The organism is Carboxylicivirga marina, assembly GCF_016612505.1.
Taxonomy (GTDB): Bacteria; Bacteroidota; Bacteroidia; order Bacteroidales; family Marinilabiliaceae; genus Carboxylicivirga; species Carboxylicivirga marina.
This window is the reverse complement of the sequence record NZ_JAENRR010000011.1, coordinates 87,278-110,906: the sequence shown is the minus strand read 5'-3', so window position 1 is coordinate 110,906 and position 23,629 is coordinate 87,278. Positions and strand designations below refer to the sequence as shown.

General features: G+C 38.9%; 21 protein-coding genes. 17 read left to right on the top strand and 4 right to left on the bottom strand.

The features are described 5' to 3' along the window. Window positions 1–86: 86 nt before the first annotated feature. The 7 genes from JIV24_RS06905 to JIV24_RS06875 all read left to right on the top strand — a co-directional run bounded on the left by JIV24_RS06905 (window position 87) and on the right by JIV24_RS06875 (window position 5,639). Entirely contained in the window at window positions 87–512 is a 426-nt protein-coding gene (locus JIV24_RS06905) for a SoxR reducing system RseC family protein (RefSeq protein ID WP_200464295.1), read from the top strand. A 2-nt stretch (window positions 513–514) separates the two neighbouring features. Beyond that, window positions 515–1,375, top strand: coding sequence for a Fe-S cluster domain-containing protein (locus JIV24_RS06900; protein WP_200464294.1), 861 nt, complete (start codon window positions 515–517; stop codon window positions 1,373–1,375). An 81-nt stretch (window positions 1,376–1,456) separates the two neighbouring features. Beyond that, window positions 1,457–2,788: an electron transport complex subunit RsxC gene (gene rsxC / locus JIV24_RS06895; protein ID WP_200464293.1), complete on the top strand. Its 1,332-nt coding sequence runs from the start codon at window positions 1,457–1,459 to the stop codon at window positions 2,786–2,788. 26 nt (window positions 2,789–2,814) lie between these two features. Next, window positions 2,815–3,825, top strand: a complete 1,011-nt coding sequence (locus JIV24_RS06890; protein ID WP_200464292.1) for an RnfABCDGE type electron transport complex subunit D — start codon at window positions 2,815–2,817, stop codon at window positions 3,823–3,825. A gap of 19 nt (window positions 3,826–3,844) precedes the next feature. Further along, window positions 3,845–4,477, top strand: a complete 633-nt coding sequence (locus JIV24_RS06885) for an RnfABCDGE type electron transport complex subunit G (protein WP_200464291.1) — start codon at window positions 3,845–3,847, stop codon at window positions 4,475–4,477. Further along, window positions 4,474–5,061: an electron transport complex subunit RsxE gene (gene rsxE, locus JIV24_RS06880; protein ID WP_200464290.1), complete on the top strand. Its 588-nt coding sequence runs from the start codon at window positions 4,474–4,476 to the stop codon at window positions 5,059–5,061. The genes JIV24_RS06885 and rsxE overlap by 4 nt, the downstream gene beginning before the upstream one ends. A gap of 2 nt (window positions 5,062–5,063) precedes the next feature. Next, window positions 5,064–5,639 (top strand): electron transport complex protein RnfA, encoded by a 576-nt coding sequence (locus JIV24_RS06875; RefSeq protein ID WP_200464289.1) that lies wholly within the window; start codon window positions 5,064–5,066, stop codon window positions 5,637–5,639. Window positions 5,640–5,693: 54 nt separating this feature from the next. Here JIV24_RS06875 and JIV24_RS06870 read toward each other — a convergent pair whose 3' ends face one another. Next, window positions 5,694–8,321: a PocR ligand-binding domain-containing protein gene (locus JIV24_RS06870; protein ID WP_200464288.1), complete on the bottom strand. Its 2,628-nt coding sequence runs from the start codon at window positions 8,319–8,321 to the stop codon at window positions 5,694–5,696. A gap of 200 nt (window positions 8,322–8,521) precedes the next feature. Between JIV24_RS06870 and JIV24_RS06865 the strand changes: the two genes are divergently transcribed. The 5 genes from JIV24_RS06865 (at window position 8,522) to uvrA (ending at window position 15,272) form a co-directional block, all read left to right on the top strand. Continuing rightward, a complete protein-coding gene (locus JIV24_RS06865) occupies window positions 8,522–8,896 on the top strand; it encodes a BlaI/MecI/CopY family transcriptional regulator (protein WP_200464287.1) in 375 nt (124 codons plus the stop codon). Beyond that, the gene (locus JIV24_RS06860) at window positions 8,896–10,683 is read left to right on the top strand and encodes a peptidoglycan DD-metalloendopeptidase family protein (protein WP_200464286.1); all 1,788 of its coding nucleotides are present in this window, start codon (window positions 8,896–8,898) and stop codon (window positions 10,681–10,683) included. The genes JIV24_RS06865 and JIV24_RS06860 overlap by 1 nt, the downstream gene beginning before the upstream one ends. Window positions 10,684–10,881: 198 nt before the next feature. Further along, on the top strand, window positions 10,882–11,856 hold the full coding sequence (locus JIV24_RS06855; protein ID WP_200464285.1) for a lytic transglycosylase domain-containing protein: 975 nt from the start codon (window positions 10,882–10,884) through the stop codon (window positions 11,854–11,856). A gap of 217 nt (window positions 11,857–12,073) precedes the next feature. Then, window positions 12,074–12,286 (top strand): hypothetical protein, encoded by a 213-nt coding sequence (locus tag JIV24_RS06850; protein ID WP_200464284.1) that lies wholly within the window; start codon window positions 12,074–12,076, stop codon window positions 12,284–12,286. Between the two features lie 127 nt (window positions 12,287–12,413). Further along, window positions 12,414–15,272 carry an excinuclease ABC subunit UvrA gene (gene uvrA, locus JIV24_RS06845; protein WP_200464283.1) on the top strand — a complete coding sequence of 953 codons (2,859 nt, stop codon included), beginning with the start codon at window positions 12,414–12,416 and terminating at the stop codon, window positions 15,270–15,272. A gap of 125 nt (window positions 15,273–15,397) precedes the next feature. On the opposite strand, the gene JIV24_RS06840 is transcribed toward uvrA, so the two are convergent. Next, window positions 15,398–17,587, bottom strand: a complete 2,190-nt coding sequence (locus JIV24_RS06840) for a S9 family peptidase (protein WP_200464282.1) — start codon at window positions 17,585–17,587, stop codon at window positions 15,398–15,400. Window positions 17,588–17,923: 336 nt separating this feature from the next. On the opposite strand from JIV24_RS06840, the gene thrS reads away from it, so the two are divergent. From thrS to cdd, 5 genes are all read left to right on the top strand, one after another. After that, window positions 17,924–19,870: a threonine--tRNA ligase gene (gene thrS, locus JIV24_RS06835; protein WP_200464281.1), complete on the top strand. Its 1,947-nt coding sequence runs from the start codon at window positions 17,924–17,926 to the stop codon at window positions 19,868–19,870. A gap of 53 nt (window positions 19,871–19,923) precedes the next feature. Next, window positions 19,924–20,463: a translation initiation factor IF-3 gene (infC, locus tag JIV24_RS06830; RefSeq protein ID WP_200464280.1), complete on the top strand. Its 540-nt coding sequence runs from the start codon at window positions 19,924–19,926 to the stop codon at window positions 20,461–20,463. Between the two features lie 31 nt (window positions 20,464–20,494). Beyond that, window positions 20,495–20,692, top strand: a complete 198-nt coding sequence (rpmI, locus tag JIV24_RS06825; RefSeq protein ID WP_200464279.1) for a 50S ribosomal protein L35 — start codon at window positions 20,495–20,497, stop codon at window positions 20,690–20,692. A gap of 103 nt (window positions 20,693–20,795) precedes the next feature. Beyond that, window positions 20,796–21,146 carry a 50S ribosomal protein L20 gene (gene rplT / locus JIV24_RS06820; protein WP_200464278.1) on the top strand — a complete coding sequence of 117 codons (351 nt, stop codon included), beginning with the start codon at window positions 20,796–20,798 and terminating at the stop codon, window positions 21,144–21,146. Between the two features lie 109 nt (window positions 21,147–21,255). Then, window positions 21,256–21,750 carry a cytidine deaminase gene (cdd, locus tag JIV24_RS06815; RefSeq protein WP_200464277.1) on the top strand — a complete coding sequence of 165 codons (495 nt, stop codon included), beginning with the start codon at window positions 21,256–21,258 and terminating at the stop codon, window positions 21,748–21,750. A gap of 4 nt (window positions 21,751–21,754) precedes the next feature. Here cdd and JIV24_RS06810 read toward each other — a convergent pair whose 3' ends face one another. Both JIV24_RS06810 and panB read right to left on the bottom strand, forming a co-directional pair. Further along, a complete protein-coding gene (locus tag JIV24_RS06810) occupies window positions 21,755–22,444 on the bottom strand; it encodes an RluA family pseudouridine synthase (protein ID WP_200464276.1) in 690 nt (229 codons plus the stop codon). 112 nt (window positions 22,445–22,556) lie between these two features. Next, a complete protein-coding gene (gene panB / locus JIV24_RS06805; protein WP_200464275.1) occupies window positions 22,557–23,375 on the bottom strand; it encodes a 3-methyl-2-oxobutanoate hydroxymethyltransferase in 819 nt (272 codons plus the stop codon). Window positions 23,376–23,629 lie beyond the last annotated feature (254 nt).

Genomic DNA, 23,629 nt, shown 5'->3' with positions numbered 1-23,629 from the left:
TCCTTATTTTAATTCATTCTAAATACAAATATCTTTTAACATATGCGACAATTCCATTACTTCGCTACATTTGTCACCCTACGTATATGGCAGACTTAGATTACATAGAGCATGAAGGCATAGTGACAGAGCTTAATCCTCAACACATTAAAGTGAGGATTGTGAACGAATCAGCTTGCGCATCGTGCCATGCTAAAGGCTCGTGCACAGCAGCCGATTTACAGGATAAACTCATTGACATCTATCAATCAGAAACCGGCTTTCAAACGGGTCAAAAGGTAATGCTCATGGGTAAAAAGTCCTTGGCTCCTAAGGCGGTTCTTTTGGCCTACATCTACCCTATACTTTTAATTTTAGCAGCCTTAATAAGTACATTTTTCATAACAGGTAATGAATTATTAGCTGGCGGTTTAGCATTGGCTATTTTGGTTCCTTACTATGCTGGTATTTATCTGCTAAAAGATAAACTAAAACGAACTTTTTCATTTACTATAAAACATCAAATCAACTAAATATGAATGTTGTTCTGATAACTATAATCTCGTTAGGTGTGTTAGGGGCTTTGGCCGCTATCATACTTTATTTTGTAGCACAGAAATTCAAAGTTTTTGAAGATCCCCGGATTGATCAGGTTGAAGAAGCTTTACCTGCAGCCAACTGTGGTGGTTGTGGCTTCCCCGGTTGTCGGGCCTTTGCTGAAGCGATGGTAAAAGCGGATGACATTTCTGACTTGAACTGTCCGGTTGGAGGTGCTGATACCATGAGTGCTACCGCTGCCATCTTAGGCAAGGAAGTAGCAGCTGCTGACCCAATGGTGGCAGTTGTTCGCTGTAATGGCACTTGCGAAAACCGCCCACGTATTACTGAATATGATGGTGCAACCTCATGTACAATTGCGTCTTCACTCTATGGAGGTGACACAGGTTGTTCCAATGGTTGTTTAGGCCTGGGAGAATGTGTCGATGCTTGTGATTTCAATGCCATGTACATGGATGAAAAAACAGGACTACCTGTCATCATCGAAGACAATTGTGTATCGTGTGGTGCTTGTGTTACTGCTTGTCCGAAAGACATTATTGAGTTACGCAAAAAAGGGCCTAAGAGTCGTCGCATCTTTGTTTCTTGTATTAATACAGATAAAGGTGGTGCTGCTAAAAAAGCATGTTCGGCTGCTTGTATTGGCTGTAAAAAGTGTCAGAAAATCTGTCCTTTTGATGCCATTGAAGTGGAAAACAATCTGGCCTACATCGACTACAACAAATGTAAGTTATGTCGCAAGTGTGTAGCTGAATGCCCAACCAATGCCATTCACATGGTCAATTTCCCACCTCCAAAACCAAAGGTGGAAAAGCCAGTGGAAGAAAAAGCAGAATAGAAATGCTACTAGCGCTTAATCAATAGCGTATATAGAGATAAGAAAAATGATTAAAAACATTATAAAATAGGAGGACCAATCGTGTTAAAAACATTCTCATTAGGAGGGGTTCACCCGGCAGAAAACAAATTCTCAGCCGGACAAAAGATTGAGATCTTGCCCGTTCCCGAGCAAGTTTCGGTTCCTATTGCCCAACATATTGGAGCACCTTCAGAGCCTGTTGTTAATAAAGGCGACGAGGTAAAAGTGGGTCAGTTAATTGCCAAGTCAACTGGTTTTGTATCAGCTAACATCCATTCACCTGTTTCAGGAAAAGTATTTAAAATAGATGAGGTACTAGATGCCAGTGGATACAAACGTAAAGCCATCATCATCAAAACGGAAGGTGATGAATGGGACGAAAGCATAGATCGTTCTGAAGATTTAGTAACAGAAATCACAGCTACACCCGAAGAAATAGTTAAGAAGGTAGGAGAAGCAGGAATTGTAGGACTTGGTGGTGCTACTTTCCCGGCCCATGTTAAGCTTTCAGTGCCTCCAGGTAAAAAATGTGAGGTACTAATATTAAATGGTGTCGAATGTGAGCCTTACTTAACTGCCGACCATCAATTAATGATGGAAAAAGGTGATGAAATGATGGTGGGTACACAAATATTAATGAAGGCTCTTAAAGTAGACAAGGCCATCATTGGTATTGAAAACAACAAGCCTGATGCCATCAAGCATATGAAAGACCTGGCATCTAAGTATGAAGGCATCAGCATCCAACCACTTAAAGTACAATACCCTCAAGGTGGCGAAAAACAATTAATTGACGCCTGTATTCAACGTCAGATTCCTTCAGGTAAATTACCGATTGAAGTTGGCGCAGTAGTACAAAACGTTGGCACGACAGTAGCTGTATATGAGGCTATTCAGAAGAATAAACCTCTGTTTGAACGTGTGGTTACCGTTACTGGTAAATCAGTTTCAAAACCTTCTAACTTCATGACTCGTGTTGGAACACCTCTAAACCAACTAATTGAAGCAGCTGGCGGTTTACCTGAGGACACCGGCAAAGTGATTGGTGGCGGTCCTATGATGGGTAAAGCACTATCATCAACAGAGGTGCCAATTACCAAAGGAAGTTCAGGGGTACTAATTATGCCTGATAAAATCGCCAAGCGTCCGAAAATGGAAGCTTGTATTCGTTGCTCTAAGTGTGTTACTGTTTGCCCAATGGGACTTTCGCCTTACTTGCTAAGTACGGTCTCTGATAAAGCTATTTGGGACAGAGCAGAAGAGGAAAAAATTATGGACTGTATTGAATGTGGATCGTGCAGCTACACATGCCCTGCCGGACGTCCACTATTGGATTATATCCGATTGGGCAAAGGCAATGTCGGTCGAATCATGCGAAGCAGAACTAAATAACTAAGAATAAAATAATACGATATAAAATGAATAGGTTAACCGTATCACCATCCCCGCATGTACACAGTGGCGACTCTGTGAAAAAGAACATGTATGGGGTGATTATAGCCCTGGTTCCTGCACTGGCAGCTTCGTTGTACTATTTTGGCCTGGGCGCTGCAATAGTTACAATCACAGCGGTATTGTCGTGTGTATTTTTTGAGTGGGCCATTCAAAAGTTCCTGTTAAAAACTGAAGCCACCATTATGGATGGTTCAGCTGCATTAACAGGCCTTCTACTCGCATTTAACATGCCAAGTAATTTACCAATATGGATTATCATCATCGGTAGCTTGGTAGCTATTGGCATTGGTAAAATGTCATTTGGCGGATTGGGTAATAACCCTTTTAACCCGGCATTGGTTGGTCGAATATTCTTACTTATCTCCTTTCCGGTGCAAATGACCTTGTGGCCTAAACCAATTGCCTCGCAAGCACATTATTTAGATGCAGAAACAGGAGCTACTCCTCTATCTATTATGAAAGAAGGTTTAGCTAATGGCGAATCAGTGAGCAGCTTAATGAACCACGTTGATATGCCATCGATCAGGGAATTATTTTTTGGCCTGTCGGGCGGTTCGGCGGGTGAGGTGGCCGCAGCAGCTTTACTAATTGGCTTAATCTTTATGCTCATTCGTAAGATTATTACCTGGCATATTCCTGTTGCAGTCATTGGCTCAATAGCTGTCTTCACAGGCATTCTTAATCTGGTAAGCCCGGAGCAATTTGCAGGTCCATTATTCCACTTATTAACAGGAGGTGTAATGCTAGGGGCTATTTTTATGGCAACCGACTATGTTAGCTCACCAATGGCCAACAAAGGAATGATAATATATGGAATCGGAATTGGAGTCATCACAGTTGTGATTCGTGTATTTGGTGCTTATCCCGAAGGTGTTTCATTCGCCATCCTGATTATGAACGGATTTGTACCATTAATTGATAAATATGTGAAACCTAAGCGTTTTGGCGAAGTTGCAAAACCAGCTAAAGCTTAATGCAGGAAATATAAAAATCATGGCAAAAACAGAATCGACGCTTAAAAATATGGTTTTAACCCTGCTGGTCATCACATGTGTGGCAGGGGCTTCGCTGGGCGGTATGTATGAGCTCACCAAAGGACCTATTGCAGCGGCTAAAATGGCTAAACAGCAAGCCGCAATTAAAGAAGTAGTCTCAGGATTTGACAATAACCCTGGTGACGAAATGTATGAACTCACATCAAAAGAGGGATTTGTACTAAAATTTTTCCCAGCTAAAAAAGGCGATGAATTAATAGGTGTAGCTATCGAATCTCAAACCAACAAAGGATTTAGTGGCAACATCAAAATTATGGTTGGCCTAAAGCCTGATGGCACAATCATTAACTATCAGGTGTTGGAACACAAAGAAACACCGGGGCTGGGAACAAAAATGGCTGATTGGTTTAAAACCGACAAAGGAAACCAGAGTATTTTGGGCAAACACCCAAAGAACAACAAGCTTACCGTGAGCAAGGATGGTGGTGAGGTAGATGCCATTACTGCGGCAACTATTAGTTCGCGTGCCTTTTTAGATGCGATACGCATTGCTTTCGAAACATATACTGAAAACCAAAGCAGCCTGCCGGTTGCTTCAAATACCTCAACTGAGGAAGGAGGTACAGAATGAACCAGTTAAAAAACTTTTCAAAAGGCTTTTTTAAGGAGAACGCGGTATTCACGCTTCTGCTAGGAATGTGTCCGACGCTTGGTGTGACTTCATCTGCCATTGACGGATTAGGAATGGGATTGGCAACAACATTTGTTTTAGTGATGTCAAACCTTGTAGTGGCTTTAATCAAGGATTTCATTCCAGATAAAGTACGTATCCCTTCTTTTATTGTTGTAATCGCTACATTCGTAACCATTGTTGAAATGACGATGCAAGCCTATGTACCAGCTCTATTCGATTCATTGGGATTATTTATTCCATTAATCGTAGTGAACTGTTTGGTATTAGGACGTGCAGAAGCGTTTGCATCAAAAAACAACCTGGGCTCATCTATCGTTGATGGATTAGGAATGGGACTAGGATTTGCCATGGCTTTAACCATGTTAGGTTCTATTCGTGAATTATTAGGTAGTGGTAAATTATTCGGAACAGCCATTTTCCCTGAAGACTATGGTATGCTGGTATTTGTATTAGCACCGGGTGCATTTATTGCCTTAGGTTACCTTATCGCTTTTATTAACCACGTTAAAAAGGAGGCATAAGCATGGAATATATTTTAATCGTTATATCGGCCATCTTTGTTAACAACATTGTACTGAGCCAGTTTCTGGGGATTTGTCCGTTCCTTGGTGTTTCTAAGAAAATCTCTACGGGTATTGGAATGACCGGTGCCGTAACTTTTGTAATGGTAATTGCTACCATCGTTACCTTTTTCATTCAAAAAGCAGTATTGGAGCCGTTTGGTGTACAATACCTGCAAACCATTACCTTTATTTTGGTAATTGCTTCATTGGTACAATTGGTAGAAATTATTCTTAAAAAAGTAAGCCCTCCTTTGTATCAGGCGTTAGGAGTATTCTTACCATTAATTACCACTAACTGTGCGATATTAGGTGTGGCAATTTTGGCCCTTGGCCTGGAAGACACCAACATTGTTAAGTCGGTTGTATTTGCTATATCACACGCCATTGGTTTTGGATTGGCATTAATCACCTTTGCCGGAATTCGCGAACAATTAGATTTGATGGACATTCCTAAAGGTATGAAAGGCACTCCAATTGCTTTAGTGGTTGCCGGACTATTGGCATTAGCTTTTATGGGCTTTGCCGGAATTGTATAAAAACAATCAATTATCAGAATATATAAAGAGAAGTTCAGTTGAGCTTCTCTTTTTTTATTTCAAAGTTTTAGGAATCACAAAACTAAAGCGTGTTCCAATCTCTCTTTGCGACTCCACTTTTATATGACCTCCAAGCAACTCGACGTAGGCTTTGGTTATAGCTAGCCCCAGGCCTGTACCACCGCGCTTCACATCCGAATCTTTAGCCTGCCAAAACCTATCAAAAATAAACTCAACATCATTGGTATCAATTCCAATGCCTGAATCTTGCACAAACAACTCAAGTTCTACCTGATTGACAATTGAAAAACCAAATACAACCTCCCCGCTCGCGGTAAATTTAATGGCATTGGAAATTAAGTTCGTTAATACTTGTCTTAGTTTAACTTCATCAGAATAAATTTCAAATTCATGTTTATTACTATGCTCAAAAACCAAATCAATTCCTTTGCCAGTTGACGAATCAAGAAAGAATGCATGTAAATCATCACCTAATCGAACCAAGTCAAAATAGCCTGAATGAACATCAATCTGACCCGATTCAATTTTCGAAATATCAATTATATCGTTGATAATATTCAATAACTGACTCGAACTTTGATGAATTAAACGTACATACTCTCGCCTATCGTCAGGAGTTAAACCATCAAACTGCAGTAATTCAGAAAAACCAACAATACCGTTCATAGGTGTTCGAATCTCATGCGATAGGTTAGCAAGAAAAGCAGACTTTAAGCGATCACTCTCTTCTGCATTCTGCTTCGATTCACGTAATTTCTTCTCTAAATGAACATGTTGATTAATTGTTTTGGCCAATTTCAAATTCTTATAACCCATGGCCGACAATTCAATGGTTAGTACATTTAGCAGGTTAAGTATTTTCTCGAAGTGGTCTGGAGCTATTTCAACTAAATTCCTAAAATCACTGATAATCCCTTCGTCTTCCAATCCTAATTTTCGTGTATATTCCAGTAAATGTTCCAAATCTAAATCATCAGGCCTCACTTGCCCAATCAGCCAATTGCCAATATGATGACCATCAACGATAATAGGAGAAGCTGCATCAATGAAACCACAGGATAAACATGGGCTTGACACGGGTTTAAGCACTGCATTTGCTCGTTCGCCTAAATCACGACTACTTTCCATACACATTTGCTGTCCTTTGGCTGTCGAACGAACTTTAGCACAAACATGATTTGAGAAAGACATTCTGGTCATTGGCTTGCCATTGACGTCAGTTATCAAGGATGATATCCCCATTGCAAACGAAAAAGCATCCTGCATTTTCTGCAGTTGATCCAACTCAAAAACATTTAATAAGGTAAGCTGGCTACTGTCTTCTACTGGACGAACAATGGTATCTATCTCCTTTTTTAAAATACGCTGATTATCAATTAAGTCACTCACTGCACGCTTATACTCACTAACATCTCTAAAGATGCTAATCACCAAGCGTTCATCACCTCTTTTGAAGCTATTTAAACTTATCTCAGCATCAAATTCAGTTGCATCAAAACGCTTTAATCGCCAGTCAAAGGTTTGTGGAAATCCTTTCTCAGCTTCACTTACATAAACATTTGAATAGGTAGGAGATTTTCCATTGGGTTGCATGGTAGCAGATAATTCTACAGTGGTTTTTCCAACTATTTGTGCCAATGAACAACGCATCTCTCTTAGTGCTTTAGCATTAGCATCAATACAAACACCATTTTTAAAGACACCAATTCCCTCATTGGCTGCCTCAAACAATGTTTGATACATGTTTCTATTATCAACGATTAATCGTTCATTACGCATTCGAACCAATAAATTGGCAAACGTTCTTGCTAACAACTTCAGATTCGATACTTCACTTTTTGTCCATTCTTTTGAAATATGAACGTGATCGAGCCCAACAAATCCTATTGGTCGTTCGCCTTCACTAAATGGAATTAATAAAATAGACTGGATACCCTCTTTTGCAAATTCTTCACGCTCTTCAATAGCTTCTGGCGGCAAGGTATTGATATCATTTAGGCAAACCAGCTCCATTTTCAGCAAACGTTTCTTCAGGTATGGAAACGAATTGATTGGTATATTTTGTAAATCATCAATGTATGGGTCTACTCCGCTGGCACACCATTCGTTGATGTTACTCTTAAATTTTAAATCTTCGCTATACTCAAAAACATAACTTCTGTCGCAAGCAAAGTAATTACCAACCATCTCAAGCGATTGGTCAATTATTTGGGGTATATCAATAACATTTACATTGGTATTATAAGCCAACAGTTTATCGAGCATTTCTCGATAGGCAATCATATTATCGAGCTTCAGAAGGCTTTCTTTAGGAAGGGTATTATCCCTAAACACAACTAAAACATAATCGACTCCACCATTATTCACTAATTGAATATAAGCCGATAGCCAATGTACTTCACCTAATCGAACAGGCCAGTCTCTTTGTACTGGCTGATTATACTCAAGATTATCAAACACTTCCAAAGCCGCACTCTGATTAAACAAATCAGCCCTGCTACAAAAAGAACGTAATGAATAGTTGTGTGATTTTTCGAAGCCAAAAAAGTCAAATGCCTTGTCATTTAGAAGTGCTACGTCATAACCAGGTCTCTCAAAGGCTACCGTAGGTTCAATGGCAGTTTGTAATATTAAATCTATACTATGTTCCAGATGCTTCATATTAATACAAAGAGGACCTTCAATGTATTAAATAAATTACCATTAACCAAACAAGGTCAAACAACTAAAGTTTCACAACGCCGCTACACACTGATTAACAAAACATTTTGAGCTATTACTATATTTATAGTCATAAAACTATATAAATAATTTGCTGACTATTTTTATAGTTATATATTTGTAGCAAACATTTTGGGAAAATGATTGAATTAACGAAAGCAGAAGAACAGGTAATGCAATATCTGTGGAATATAGACAAAGGTTTTTTAAAGGATATAGTCGAACAATATCCCGAACCTAAGCCAGCTTACACAACCGTTTCGACTGTTGTACGCGTTTTAGTTAAAAAGAAAGCTATTGGCTTTAACACCTACGGTAAGGTCAATGAGTATTTTCCTCTAATTAAAAAAACGGCTTACTCAAAGCGATACATGACTAACCTGGTTCAAAACTTTTTCAACAACTCACAGCAACAATTTGCCTCTTTCTTTACCAAAGAAAGTGACCTCTCCGTTTCTGAATTAGAAGAACTAAAAGCATTGATTGACCAGAAAATTTCAGATAAGAAAAAATAATGGAAGAAGTTGGTTTATATCTTTTAAAGAGTAGCGTTGTATCAGGTATCTTTTTCCTGATATACTACCTATTGCTACAAAAAGAGTCATTTTTTAAGCTGAGTCGGTTTTACCTGTTAGCAAGCTTATCATTTTCATATATTTTCCCGTTTATAAGGATAAATATTACCAATAGCACAGTCGAACCACTTCCGATTATTGAAACCCTGCAGTCAACTGTTAATCAATTCAGTTTCATTGAAGAACAAAGTATTCCAACAACAGTTGTACAAGAACCATCGCTTATAGAGCATTATTGGTGGTTAGTATTTCCTATACTTCTATCTTCAGTTTTCTTATACAGATTTCTTAATAACATTATTCATTTATTGAAAACGATTCATGCCAATGAAAAAGTAAATCAAAATAAATTCACCCTGGTATTATTTAACCAGCCTCATGCCTTTTCTTTCTTTCGTTATATCTTCATTTCCCCGAAAGTATGGCGTTCACCCAAAGGGCACAGCATTATCACACACGAATTGAGCCATTTAAAACATAAACATTCGCTCGATCGTCTGCTATTGGAAATACTGCTTATCATCTTTTGGATGAACCCGTTTATTTATCTGTACCGAAAGGCTTTAGAAGAGGTTCATGAATTTCAGGCAGATAGTGATGCCACTCAAAACACTTCTATTAAAGAGTATTTTAACCTGGTATTACAGCAATCATCTGCCCACAACTATTCGCCTCTAATGAGTCCTTTCTCTTATAAACTCATTAAAAAACGAATAAAAATGGCAAAGTATAAATCAAATCCACTTATCAAACTGGTATTAATCATCCCAATTATTATAGGAGTTGCAATAGTTTCTACATCAGCTATTAAGATCAAACCTCTACAATTTGAGATGAATGAGTATGCATTAAGTGATAAAGTAATGACACCCAACGATTCATCAAACACAAACTCTACTACGTTCATTATTCCTATCAATAATTACAAAAGAACTGCTAGCGGATGGGGCTACAGAATCCATCCTATTCATAAAACTAAACGATTTCATCCCGGTTTAGACTTTACAGCAAACATGGACACCCCGGTACTCGCAAGTCAATCAGGCAAAGTGTCAAAAATTTCAACAGATGCTGGTTATGGAAAACGAATTGAAATTCAACACTTCAATGAATACAAGACTGTTTATGCACACCTTAATAGTTTTAATGTAGCAGAAGGTCAGAGTGTAAATCAGGGCGACGTTATTGCTTTCGTAGGTAACACAGGTAAAACCACAGCTCCGCATTTGCATTTCGAGATTTATGAAAATGGGAAAAATGTTAACCCAAATAATTTTCTAAATTTTAAAGCAACAAAACAAAGAAAAAAAGATAATACTATTGAGTTTGATTCTCCCATAAAAAAAGAAGATTTAACAAGAATTTCATCAGGCTTCGGCATACGCAAACACCCCATAACCAAGAAGATGAAGCAACACAATGGTGTTGACTATGTAGCCCCTTTAAACACAAAAGTCTTAGCTATTGGTGATGGAACAGTACGTAAGGTTAAACACGAATTTATCGATGGCAAAGGCCATGGCCGTTTTGTAATAGTCGACCATGAGAATGGATACTCTTCACTATACTCGCAGCTTAATGCCTACAAGGTAAAAGAAGGACAAAAAGTAAAGCAAGGTGATATAGTTGGATTATTAGGCAGCAGTGGTATTTCAACCGGATCGCATTTACATTTAGAGATTAAAAAAGATGGAAAGTTTGTTGATCCGGCAACAGTTATAAAATAATAATTGGAGAAGAGTCGAAAGACTCTTCTTTTTTTGTCTTTTATACAAACATTTTTGATTTACTGGCGTAGTACTACTACCTGCCACACATCAATAAATAATACAGAGTGTTAATAAGTAATGCGGCACGCTTTTTGGTTTGTATGAGCTAAATTTTAATTTTGGTGTCCATTGAAAAATTTGAGAAAGAGAGAGGTTATGAAAGCGAGTTTTTTCACTAAGTTATTATCCGTTTCACTGGCAGTTATTGCCATCATTATGGTGTCACAATTATTTATTCATTCTTCAGAGCCTGCTGTTATTATTGAAGATGAAAGTTCAAGTGAAAGCAGTTATGCAATCTCATCTCTGGATATCCCTACAGCTATTAACTTCGCGGGCGAACAAGCTCCAATCTCACGTTACGATGTAAAGGAAAGCTTCGATCGTGAGTTATTGGTCAACACCTACTGGCAATCACAAACCATCTTATTTATCAAACGCGCTAATCGCTATTTCCCAATTATCGAACCCATACTAAAGGAACAGGGTATTCCTGACGATTTCAAATACCTTTCGTTAATTGAAAGTAACTTTATGCCTCGGGCCAAGTCACCTGCCGGAGCCGTTGGTCTTTGGCAATTTATGAGAGCTACTGCCCGCGAATATGGTTTAGAAGTTACAAAAGAGGTTGATGAACGATACCATATCGAAAAATCAACAGTGGCTGCTTGTAAGTATTTAAAGAAAATGCACGACTACTATGGTAGTTGGACATTAGCTGCTGCGGCTTATAACGCAGGACGAACAGGTGTTAATCGCCAATTGGATCGTCAAAAAACCAAAAGCTATTACGACCTGTTATTAGGTGAAGAAACAGGGCGATATGTTTATCGTATCCTGGCAATTAAAGAAATCCTATCACATCCCGAGATATACGGTTTTCATGTCAAAAATGAAGATTTATATCCAGGCATTCAAACTTCTAGCATCGAAGTAAAAACAGGTGTTAAAAACTTCGCTGACTTTGCCATCGAACACGGTACAACATACAAGGAATTAAAGGATTTAAATCCTTGGTTACGCGAGGCTTATCTTACTAATTCAAGTAAAAAAACTTATGTACTTGATTTACCCTCTAATTCGGTTCAAAGTATAAATAAGAATCTTACAAGCGACAAAGACAGTATTTAAAAGCATTGACATACATAATTGAAAAGCAACCTGATTTCAGGTTGCTTTTTTTTGCTAGAAATTATCATGCGTATTCCTTGACACATCCCATAGCATAGTATAAAAAACGATTGGCATAGATATTGTTTATCAGCAAGCTCCATCCCAAATCTTCATATTAATAATTCATGGTTTCAATCTCACAATTGAAACCATATCGAATAACGAAGAAGAGGTGATGAAAAAAACATATACTCGCCCAAGCATAACAACCTTTTACAATGACTTATCAGTATCCATTGCGATGTCATCGGATTGGAGTCCGGGAGATGGCAAACCTCCTTGGTCCGGAGGTGGTGACAACGGAGGTCGACCCAAACAAAAGGAAAATTCACCCTTTGGTGGCAACAGCCCGTTTACGGATACTCCATTTGATTCAAACCCATTTTAGCCAATCATTTGACATAAAAGTCACACTCTAAAGCGCACTTTAAAAGAAGCCACTCTAACCATTCGAACTATTCATTATCTTTGGGTGTTTTTTTGAAAACATAGAATTCACCGCTATTATCTGCATAATGAAGGACGAAGGAATAAGAACCATTGAGCAAGTAGACGAAACTGAAAGAATAGATGTATTAGGTGCGCGTGTGCATAACCTTCAAAACATTGATGTATCAATTCCGCGAAACAAACTGGTAGTCGTTACTGGTTTAAGTGGAAGTGGTAAATCTTCATTGGCCTTCGATACTATTTATGCCGAAGGGCAGCGACGGTATATTGAAACCTTTTCAGCCTATGCCCGACAGTTTTTGGGCAACATGGAACGTCCTGATGTTGATAAAATAACAGGCTTAAGCCCTGTAATCTCCATTGAACAAAAAACAACAGGTAAAAACCCACGCTCAACGGTTGGCACTATTACAGAAATATATGATTTCCTTCGTCTGTTTTTCGCTCGTGCAGGTGAAGCTTTCTCCTATAACACTGGTGAAAAAATGGTCAAATATACTGATGACCAGATTCTGGATCTTATACTTGAGCAATTCACCGGCCGAAAGGTATACATTGCAGCTCCTCTCGTAAAAGGACGCAAGGGACACTACAAAGAGTTATTTGAGCAGATAAGAAAAAAGGGCTTTTTGCACGTTCGCATTGACGGTGAAATACAGGAAGTGGTGCATGGCATGAAAGTCGATCGATACAAAAACCATTTTATTGAAATGGTAATTGATCGCATTGCCGTATCAAACAAAGACACAAAACGACTAAAAGAGAGTATCCGACTAGCCATGCAGCATGGCAAAGGCATTATGATGCTTGTTGACAAAGATTCGGATGAGCAACGCTTTTACAGCCGCCAATTGATGTGTCCTTCATCTGGCTTATCATACAATGAACCGGCTCCTCACTCCTTTTCTTTTAACTCTCCACAGGGAGCTTGCCCTAAATGTAAAGGACTGGGCACTATTGACGAAGTAGACTTTGATAAAATAGTACCTGATGCTAACTCAACAATTAAAAAAGGCGGCATTGCTCCATTGGGCAAATACAAAAACAATCTGATATTTTGGCAAATAGAAGCTATTGGCGAGAAATATGGATTCTCGGTAAACACAGCCATTAAAAACATACCCGAAGAAGCGTTGGATGTTATCCTGCATGGCTCAAGCGAACCTTTAACACTCAAAAACACTCCACTAGGCAGTGCTTCAAACTACTACCTAAGTTTTGAAGGGGTAATTAAGTATATACTTGAGCAACAAGATAATGACACCTCGATGAAAGCCCGTAAATGGGCCAATCAATTTATTAAAAACAATACATGTTCAGAATGTGAAGGTCAGCGTTTAAACAAGGAAGCACTTCATTTTAAAATTGATAATAAAAACATTGCCGAATTGGCCGATTTAGACTTAGGCCTTTTGCATGAATGGTTTCAAGGACTCGAAGATCGAATGAGCGAAAAGCAAAAAACCATCGGTTATGAGGTACTAAAAGAGATTCGCAATCGACTTGGCTTTTTAATTAATGTAGGACTCGAATACTTATCTCTCAATCGCAGTGCCATGACCCTTTCAGGTGGTGAGAGTCAACGAATAAGGCTAGCTACTCAAATAGGCTCTCAACTGGTTAATGTACTGTACATACTAGACGAACCGAGCATCGGCTTGCACCAGCGCGATAACCACCGCCTGATTAATTCACTTTGCCAATTACGCGACACGGGTAACAGTGTTTTGGTAGTCGAACACGACCACGACATGATGATGGCTGCAGACTATGTAATAGACATGGGGCCACATGCCGGACGACATGGCGGTGAAGTGGTAGCTCATGGTACACCTTTGGAAATATTGCAGTCAAACTCACTAACAGCCGATTACCTGACTGGCAAAAAGAAAATTGCAATACCAAAAGAACGTCGTAATGGAAATGACAAGATCATCTCTATAAAGGGTGCAAGTGGTCATAACCTTCAAAATATCAATGTCGATTTTCCACTTGGCAAACTTATCTGTGTAACTGGCGTCTCGGGCAGCGGCAAGTCAACCTTAGTTAACGAAACCCTATACCCAATTCTGAATCAGCACTTTTACAAGGCAGTAAAAGATCCACTCCCCTATAAATCGGTTAGCGGCATTGAGCATTTGGATAAGGTGGTGGATGTCGACCAAAAACCTTTGGGCAGAACACCTCGTTCTAACCCGGCAACATACACTAAAATATTTGACGAAATCAGAAAGCTGTTTGCTGAACTGCCTGAATCAAAAATAAGAGCCTATAAACCTGGGCGTTTTTCATTTAATGTGGCTGGCGGACGTTGCGAAACCTGTAAAGGAGGTGGCGTGCAAGTGATTGAAATGAATTTCTTGCCCGATGTAATGGTCGAATGCCCCGATTGCGGCGGTCGACGATACAATCGTGAAACATGTGAGGTACGCTACAAAGGAAAATCTATCAGCGATGTACTGGATATGACCATCAACCAGGCTGTTAATTTCTTTGAGCATATACCAAAACTATCGAAAATACTCAAAACCCTTCAGGATGTAGGCTTGGGATATATCACACTCGGGCAACCATCAACTACGCTATCAGGTGGTGAAAGCCAACGTGTTAAACTAGCTGCTGAACTGGCCAAGAGAGACACTGGTAAAACCATTTACATATTGGATGAACCAACCACTGGTCTTCACTTTGAGGACATCCGGGTGCTATTGGATGTATTGCATCGCCTGGTAGCTAAAGGCAATAGCGTTTTGGTTATAGAGCACAACCTAGATGTTATTAAAGTAGCTGACCATATTATTGACATTGGCCCCGATGGCGGACGTTTTGGTGGTCAGTTAATGGCAGCCGGAACGCCCGAAGAAGTAGCTAGAAAGAAAAAAAGCTATACAGCAAAGTATTTGAAGGAAGAGTTGAAAAAGTAATAAAATACTTGCCTGGCATCAACAAGAGACTAAGAGAATTCATAAAAAAGGATGTCATCTTTATCTGTTAATACAAATAAAGATGACATCCTTTTTTTCTTCAGCCTTATAACTAGCTAGTTCTATTATAAATTACGGAACAAGTAATCTGCTTTCATTCGATATAAGTGATTACGTACGTTACCTCCATAGATACTATGTTTACGGTTCGGGTAAGCAAACATATCAAACTGCTTACCTGCCTGTACCAGCCGGTCTACATACTCCATCACATTTTGAAAATGCACATTGTCATCTGCTGTACCATGAATCAGGAATAAGCGTCCACTCAAATTATCAACATGATTAATTGGGCTATTATCATCGTAACCTTTAGGGTTTTCCTGTGGTTTACGCATATAACGCTCAGTATATACCGAATCGTAATAACGCCAGTTGGTTACCGGAGCAACAGCAATACCTACTTTGAACACATCTGACTTACTTAAACACAGTGAAGTCATAAAACCACCATAACTCCAACCCCATATTCCAATTCTTGAAGCATCAACATAAGCTAAAGAACCAAGGTATTTAGCCGCTTCAATTTGATCGTCTGATTCGTATTTACCTAGCTTACGGTAAGTACACTTACGAAACTCCTCACCCCGAGCACCTGTTCCGCGCGGATCAACACAAGCCACCATGTAACCTTCGGCTGCCAGATATTGCTCCCAACCCACACGCCAGTTATCAAGCACTTGCTGTGAATTTGGTCCACTATATTGTGTCATCAAAACCGGGTATTCTTTATTTGGATCGAAGTTTAAGGGTTTTACCATCCAGCCATTCAACTCAACACCTTCACTTGTTTTGAAAGAGAAGAATTCTTTAGGACTCATTTCAAAACCCTCAACTCTGGCTTTTAAATCTTTATTATCTTCCAAAACACGAATCTGCTTACCATTACTATCGTGCAAAGTAACCAAGGTTGGAGTTGTTGTGTTTGACAGGTAATTGATATAATATTTAAAGCCTTTACTAAAATCAGCTTTATTGGTACCTGCAACAGTAGAAAATTGCAGACTCTTTTTACCATCGTTACGCACAGCGTATACTTCGCGTTGCATCGGCGACTTAGCAGCTGCCTGATAGTAGAACATGCGGGTTTTAGCATTATAACCAAGGTAATCGGTCACATCCCACTCCCCTTTTGTAATCTGACGAACCTGCCGTCCAGCCATTGTGTAGAGGTAAATATGATTGTAACCATCCATCTCACCAACATACACAAAGTGCTTTCCATCTTCGAGGAATTGAAGGTTATCCAACACGTCCTGCCCAATATAACGCTCATTTCTGTCAGTAAATACAGTATTACAAACACCTGAATTGGTATTGGCAATCATCAACTCCATAAAGTTCTGATGACGATTCAACTTAATAATACCCAATTTACCACCTTCGTGAGTAAAGCGCACACGTGGGATATAAATATCGGTTTCTTTACCAATATCCATGGCTTTCGTCTTGCGGTTTTTAATATTATAAACATGTACACTAACAATTGAATTGTCTTGCCCAGCCTTAGGATATTTGAATTTATACTGTCCGGGATACAAACTATACGCTTCGTTATTTGGGTACGATGCCTCATAAATTGGGAACGCAAATTCTTTAACATTCGTTTCATCAAAACGAATAAAAGCTATTTCCTTACTATCGGGCGACCAGTCATAAGCCTTATTAAAGCCAAACTCCTCTTCGTACACCCAATCAGGCATTCCGTTTATTATCTCATTAAACTCTCCATCATCAGTAATGGCACTTTCAGTACCAAATTTAAGCTTTGATAAGTGTAAGTCGTTTTCACGAACAAAGGCCACCATTTCACCATTTGGTGAAAAAGAAGCAATCTGTTGCTTACCTCCTTCTGACAATGGCTTCAACTCTTTATACTGAATGTCATACACATAATAATCAGCTTTAAAAGAGTGACGATATATATACTCCGCATTGGTATAAATCAATATTTTTGTTTCACTGCCATTAAACTCATATCCTTCAATGGTTTTAATATCTGATTCCTCTTTCAATGCCTCCAAATCAAAAACATCAGCCACTTTTTTTCCCGTTGAATACTGATACTTCACAATTCTTTTACCTCCTTCAAGGGTTGTATAATGTACACCATCAACCATTGAGCGCAATCCTCTAACCGACTTAGCGTTAAAAGTTCCTTTCGCAGTAATATCCTCCAACGACACTGTCTGCTTTTGTGCAAATACAACTACTGATATCAACAGCAGTGCAGATAAAATACTTAAGTGCTTCATTTGTAAATTGTTTATCGTATTAATCTATTTCTATTCTTTTAAACCTGTATATAATTTATCTTTGAGCAATTAAATTCACCACTCTGACAATGTTGATGCCAATATGATTGCTATCTGAAGATTTCTTTAGCAATGTGCTCACCAAAATTTATCTTAATTATCAAACCTAAACAGCTTCATAAAGTCAAAGCTAACAAATTACATAGCTATAAAACAATGGAATTTGACAGCATTTTAAAATTAGCATTAATTTAAAGTAAAAAAAGCAGCTTCCCACCTTTGTTTTAGTGGGTTTTATATATCTTTGCATGTTTTTAAAATCTAAGCGATAGTAGCATGATAAATATTACCTTTCCAGACCAGAGTGTCAGAGAGTTTGAAGCAGGCGTAACTGGTTTAGAAATTGCGCAAAGTATTAGCCCACGCTTGGCTAAAGAGGTTTTATCCATTACGGTGAATGACACCTTAACAGATTTGACGCGCCCAATAACCACAGATGCCAGCATTAAATTGCACAAATGGGACGATGAGGAAGGAAAACATGCTTTTTGGCATTCATCAGCTCACCTTATGGCTGAAGCTATTGAGGCTTTATACCCTAGTACCAAGTTCGGTATTGGCCCCACCATTGAAAATGGCTTCTACTATGACATTGATACAGGCGATCAGGTTATTAAAGACTCCGATCTGCCAAAAATCGAAAAGAAATTTAAAGAGCTGGTTAGTCAGAAAAATGCCTATGTCCGAAGTGAAGTTTCAAAAGCAGAGGCTTTAGGTTATTTCACAAAAAAGAACGATGAGTACAAGTTGGAGTTGATTAATGAACTGGAAGACGGTACTATCTCATTCTATAAGCAGGGCAACTTCACAGATCTTTGCCGTGGACCTCACTTGCCATCAACTTCACCAATTAAAGCAATTAAGTTACTGAGTGTAGCCGGCGCTTATTGGAGAGGTGATGAAACACGGAAGCAGTTGACTCGCATCTATGCCATATCATTTCCAAAAGCCAAGTTATTGGAAGAATACCTGGTATTGCTTGAAGAGGCACAAAAACGCGATCATCGTAAAATTGGTAAGGAATTGGAATTATTTGCCTTCTCACAAAAAGTAGGACAAGGCCTTCCGTTATGGCTACCAAAAGGAGCCAAACTTCGTGAGCGCTTGGAAAACTTCCTGAAGCGCGTACAAATGAAATATGGTTACGAGCCAGTTATCACGCCTCATATTGGAAACAAAGAGCTTTATGTGACTTCTGGTCACTACGCTAAATACGGTAAGGATTCATTCCAGCCCATTAACACCCCGGCTGAAGGTGAAGAGTTCTTGTTAAAACCAATGAACTGCCCTCACCATTGTGAGATTTACAAAACAAAGCCTCGTTCATATAAAGATTTACCAATTCGTTTTGCCGAATTTGGTACAGTATATCGTTATGAGCAGAGCGGTGAGTTGCATGGATTAACTAGAGTACGTGGTTTTACCCAGGATGACGCTCACTTATTCTGTCGCCCGGACCAGCTAAAAGACGAATTCAAGAAAGTAATTGACATTATATTATACATCTTTAAAGCACTTGACTTTAAAGACTATGTCACTCAGGTATCATTGCGCGATCGAAATGATCATTCAAAATACATTGGTACTGAAGACAATTGGAATAAAGCTGAACAAGCAATTATTGAGGCATGCGAAGAAAAAGGCATGAACACCATTGTTGAATATGGTGAGGCCGCGTTCTATGGTCCTAAGCTTGACTTTATGGTTAAAGATGCCCTTGGTCGCAAATGGCAACTAGGGACCATTCAGGTTGATTACAACTTACCTGAGCGCTTTGAGTTGGAATACATAGGTAGCGACAACCAAAAGCATCGTCCGGTAATGATTCACCGTGCTCCATTTGGCAGTATGGAACGTTTCGTCGCCGTCTTGATTGAGCATACAGCAGGTAAATTCCCGTTGTGGCTAACACCTGAACAAGTGGTTATTTTGCCAATCAGCGAAAAATATAATGATTACGCAGAAAAAGTTTTAAATTTCCTAAATAATTCCGATATTCGTGCCGTTCTAGACGACCGCAATGAGAAAATCGGTAAGAAGATAAGGGACAACGAGTTAAAGCGAATTCCATATCTTCTAATTGTAGGAGAAAAGGAAGCAGCGGAAGGCAAAATTGCCGTTCGCAAGCAGGGAGAAGGAGATAAAGGCGCCATGACTCAACAAGATTTTGTTGATTTTATTAATCAGGAAGTAGAAAAAATGCTTTCTGAGATCGAACAATAAGTATTAATTAATCAAAGGAGGGTTTAACAATAGCTAGACCAAACAGAAGGCATGTGCGTCCGGTAAAACAGGAGCCTGCTCACAGAATTAACAGAAATATTAGGGTACCTCAGGTTCGACTTGTTGGCGACAATATCGAGAACCCAGGCGTTTACCCTACAATGGAAGCCATTAAGATTGCTGACGAGTTAGACTTGGATTTGGTAGAAATTTCACCAAATGCAGATCCACCCGTATGTAAGATAACGGATTACCAAAAGTTCCTTTATCAACAAAAACGCAAGCAAAAAGAGCTGAAAGCCAAAGCTGTTAAAGTTGTTGTTAAGGAAATTCGTTTCGGCCCAAATACTGATGATCATGATTATCAGTTTAAATTAAAACACGCTGAGAAGTTCCTTGGAGAAGGTGCAAAAGTAAAAGCGTTTGTATTCTTTAAAGGTCGTTCGATCTTATTTAAGGATAAAGGCGAGATTCTTTTGTTACGTTTCGCACAAGACCTTGAAGAGATTGGCAAAGTTGAGCAATTACCTAAGTTAGAAGGTAAGCGCATGACCATGTTTATTTCGCCAAAGGTAAGCGCCAAGAACAAATAGCTTATTTTTTATAACTAAATATATAGGAATAATGCCAAAAATGAAGACAAATTCCAGTGCTAAAAAGCGTTTTACAATCACTGGAAGCGGAAAAATCAAGAGGAAGCATGCCTTCAAAAGTCACATCTTAACTAAGAAGACTACGAAGCAGAAGAGAAATTTGACGTATGCTGGCACTGTTCATAAAGCTGATGAATCAAACATCAAGCTATTATTAACAATGAAGTAGACCATTTCTCAACGAGGAGAAGGAAAGATTTTTTATTTAACCAGAGTGAATTAGCTGTAAAGATTCCCGAAGGGGGCGCTAACCATTCGAAAATGATTTTAAAATGCCAAGATCAGTCAATCATGTAGCGTCAAGAGAACGACGCAGAAAGCTTTTAAAGCAAACCAAAGGTTACTTTGGACGTAGAAAAAATGTATGGACAGTTGCTAAAAACGCATACGAAAAAGGTCTTTCATACGCTTACCGCGACAGAAAGAAGAAAAAGAGTACATTCCGTGCATTATGGATTCAGCGTATCAATGCTGCTGCACGTCTTGAAGGTGTATCATACAGTAAATTAATGGGTATGTTACATGCTCAAAACATTGAAATCAACCGTAAAGTTCTTGCTGACCTAGCAATGAACCACCCGGAAGCTTTCAAAGCTATCGTTAAGAAAGCAACAAACGCTTAATATTTAATTAAGCCAAAAATACAGAAGGAGACCAAACGGTCTCCTTTTTTATTATCCATACTTTTTGATTCAGGCTTATTTACTATCTTGTGTGCTTTACATATGAAGCATGAAACAACTCAACCTGACTACACAAATAGAAGTATACGAAAACAGCAAAGAACTCAGTCAGCCAGAACAATTACTAATTGATTCAGCTAAAGAGGTTTGCCTTAAAGCTTATGCACCATACTCCGAGTTTAAAGTTGGCGCTGCCGTTCTTCTTAAAAATGGCAAGATAATTACTGGTAGTAATCAGGAAAATGCCGCTTACCCCTCAGGACTTTGTGCTGAACGCACAGCGATGTTTTATGCCAATACCCAATACCCGGAAACTCCGGTTGTTTCGATGGCCATTATCGCCATGAATAAAAATGGCATTTTAGAAAATCCGGTTGCTCCATGCGGGGCATGCCGTCAGGTTTTACTAGAAACAGAATTGAGATTTAAGCAAGCTTATAATATCCTACTAGTTGGTAAGTCATCTATCCAAAAAGTAAAAAGCAGCAAAGATTTGCTGCCGTTATCATTTGTTGGTGAAGGTTTGTTAAAGTCCGAAGACTAACAGATTACCCATTCACATTACGAAATTCCTTCCACAAATTCTCTGTCTCAGGTGTAGATGCCACAATGGTGATTGGTTCCTTTTTAACAGGATGTTCAAATTCAATTTTACGCGCATGTAACGAAATGCTTCCATCCTTATTAGAACGAGGGAAACCGTATTTTAGATCGCCACGAATAGGACAGCCTATTTTTGCTAATTGACAGCGAATCTGATGATGACGGCCCGTCTCCAAATTAACCTCGAGCATGTAATAGTTTTTCAAACCTGAAACTAATCGGTAATTCAAAATAGCTTCTTTAGAGCCATTACGAGGCTTTGGAAAAGCATAGGATTTATTCTTTTCTGAGTTTTTAAGAATGTGATGAACCAATCGACCAGTATCATTAGCAGGCAATTCAGCAACCAAAGCCCAATACGTTTTCTTAATGGTTTTTTCCTGAAACATCTTATTAAGTCGGCTCAACGCCTTGCTGGTTCGAGCAAACAAAACAACTCCACTCACAGGCCTGTCTAATCGGTGTACAACTCCTAAGAAAACATCACCAGGTTTGTTATATTTCTTTTTAATATAGGCCTTTACCCTATCGCTTAAAGTCTCATCACCCGTTTTATCACCTTGCACAATATCTGACGACGACTTATTAATCGCAATAATGTGATTATCTTCGAAAAGTATATCCAGTTTCTTCATTTTATTAACTTCCTTATCGGCCTACATTTAACTCACTTATTATTAGGCCGCAAAAATACAACTTATACTAGCAACAACAGCATATTTATTGCATTATCAATCACACAAATAATTAATACTGCTCTCTTTCATTAGGGAAGTCAACACTTTTCACATCTTCAATGTAATTTCCAACAGCCCCTCTTACCTCAGCAAACAAATTATGATAGCGTCGTAAAAAACGAGGTGAGAACTCCTGGTTAATACCTAGCATATCGTGCAGCACCAACACTTGGCCATCTACCTGATTACCTGCACCAATTCCAATAATCGGAATCTTAACTTCTTTTGCAACCTGCCCGGCCAAAGACGCTGGAATTTTCTCCAAAACAATACCAAAGCACCCGGTATCTTCCAATAAGTGTGCATCTTGTATTAATTTTTCTGCTTCCTCCTCCTGCTTGGCTCGTACCGTATATGTTCCGAACTTATGAATTGATTGTGGCGTAAGTCCTAAATGCCCCATCACAGGTATACCAGCTGATAAAATGCGCTCAACAGATTCTATAATTTCACTTCCGCCTTCTAATTTCACCGCATCAGCAGCCGTTTCTTTCATTATCCTAATTGCGGAAGTTAAAGCCTCTTTGGAGTTTCCCTGATAGGTACCAAATGGCATATCAACCACCACTAAGGAACGCTGAACCGCTCGCACAACCGAAGCGCCATGATAAATCATCTGATCAAGCGTAATCGGAAGCGTGGTTTCCCAACCTGCCATCACATTTGAAGCGGAATCACCTACTAATATGACATCCACACCTGCACTATCAACAATCTTTGCCAATGAATAATCATAAGCTGTGAGCATGGCAATCTTTTCATCACGCATTTTCATCTCACTCAAAACATGAGTAGTAACCTTCTTACGTCTCTCTTGTGCTACTGACATAACTATGTTTTATCAAATAGGTGAATAATTACAAATAGACATTGTATTCTTAGTATTGATAGCATTTTCATCTATCAAAGGCGACAAAGTTAATAATTTGTTATGAGCAAAACAGAGTAATCAATGTTCAAAATCAATAATAAAACATGAATTAGAAACACATTTACAGCTCTACATCATTACACAACCCATCCTTATTTACTTACAATGAGCAGTACATATATAAATAGCCCGCACCACTCTTCGTCTATAAT

What these genes read in the sequence shown, in the direction of transcription:
- JIV24_RS06890 (WP_200464292.1), top strand. Translation starts at nt 2,815, where the DNA reads ATGAATAGGTTAACCGTATCACCATCCCCGCATGTACACAGTGGCGAC.
- panB (WP_200464275.1), bottom strand. Translation starts at nt 23,375, where the DNA reads ATGTCAGTAGCACAAGAGAGACGTAAGAAGGTTACTACTCATGTTTTG.
- rpmI (WP_200464279.1), top strand. Translation starts at nt 20,495, where the DNA reads ATGCCAAAAATGAAGACAAATTCCAGTGCTAAAAAGCGTTTTACAATC.
- JIV24_RS06850 (WP_200464284.1), top strand. Translation starts at nt 12,074, where the DNA reads ATGAAAAAAACATATACTCGCCCAAGCATAACAACCTTTTACAATGAC.
- rplT (WP_200464278.1), top strand. Translation starts at nt 20,796, where the DNA reads ATGCCAAGATCAGTCAATCATGTAGCGTCAAGAGAACGACGCAGAAAG.
- cdd (WP_200464277.1), top strand. Translation starts at nt 21,256, where the DNA reads ATGAAACAACTCAACCTGACTACACAAATAGAAGTATACGAAAACAGC.
- JIV24_RS06810 (WP_200464276.1), bottom strand. Translation starts at nt 22,444, where the DNA reads ATGAAGAAACTGGATATACTTTTCGAAGATAATCACATTATTGCGATT.
- JIV24_RS06870 (WP_200464288.1), bottom strand. Translation starts at nt 8,321, where the DNA reads ATGAAGCATCTGGAACATAGTATAGATTTAATATTACAAACTGCCATT.
- JIV24_RS06865 (WP_200464287.1), top strand. Translation starts at nt 8,522, where the DNA reads ATGATTGAATTAACGAAAGCAGAAGAACAGGTAATGCAATATCTGTGG.
- JIV24_RS06860 (WP_200464286.1), top strand. Translation starts at nt 8,896, where the DNA reads ATGGAAGAAGTTGGTTTATATCTTTTAAAGAGTAGCGTTGTATCAGGT.
- JIV24_RS06875 (WP_200464289.1), top strand. Translation starts at nt 5,064, where the DNA reads ATGGAATATATTTTAATCGTTATATCGGCCATCTTTGTTAACAACATT.
- rsxE (WP_200464290.1), top strand. Translation starts at nt 4,474, where the DNA reads ATGAACCAGTTAAAAAACTTTTCAAAAGGCTTTTTTAAGGAGAACGCG.
- JIV24_RS06885 (WP_200464291.1), top strand. Translation starts at nt 3,845, where the DNA reads ATGGCAAAAACAGAATCGACGCTTAAAAATATGGTTTTAACCCTGCTG.
- uvrA (WP_200464283.1), top strand. Translation starts at nt 12,414, where the DNA reads ATGAAGGACGAAGGAATAAGAACCATTGAGCAAGTAGACGAAACTGAA.
- JIV24_RS06855 (WP_200464285.1), top strand. Translation starts at nt 10,882, where the DNA reads ATGAAAGCGAGTTTTTTCACTAAGTTATTATCCGTTTCACTGGCAGTT.
- thrS (WP_200464281.1), top strand. Translation starts at nt 17,924, where the DNA reads ATGATAAATATTACCTTTCCAGACCAGAGTGTCAGAGAGTTTGAAGCA.
- JIV24_RS06900 (WP_200464294.1), top strand. Translation starts at nt 515, where the DNA reads ATGAATGTTGTTCTGATAACTATAATCTCGTTAGGTGTGTTAGGGGCT.
- JIV24_RS06840 (WP_200464282.1), bottom strand. Translation starts at nt 17,587, where the DNA reads ATGAAGCACTTAAGTATTTTATCTGCACTGCTGTTGATATCAGTAGTT.
- JIV24_RS06905 (WP_200464295.1), top strand. Translation starts at nt 87, where the DNA reads ATGGCAGACTTAGATTACATAGAGCATGAAGGCATAGTGACAGAGCTT.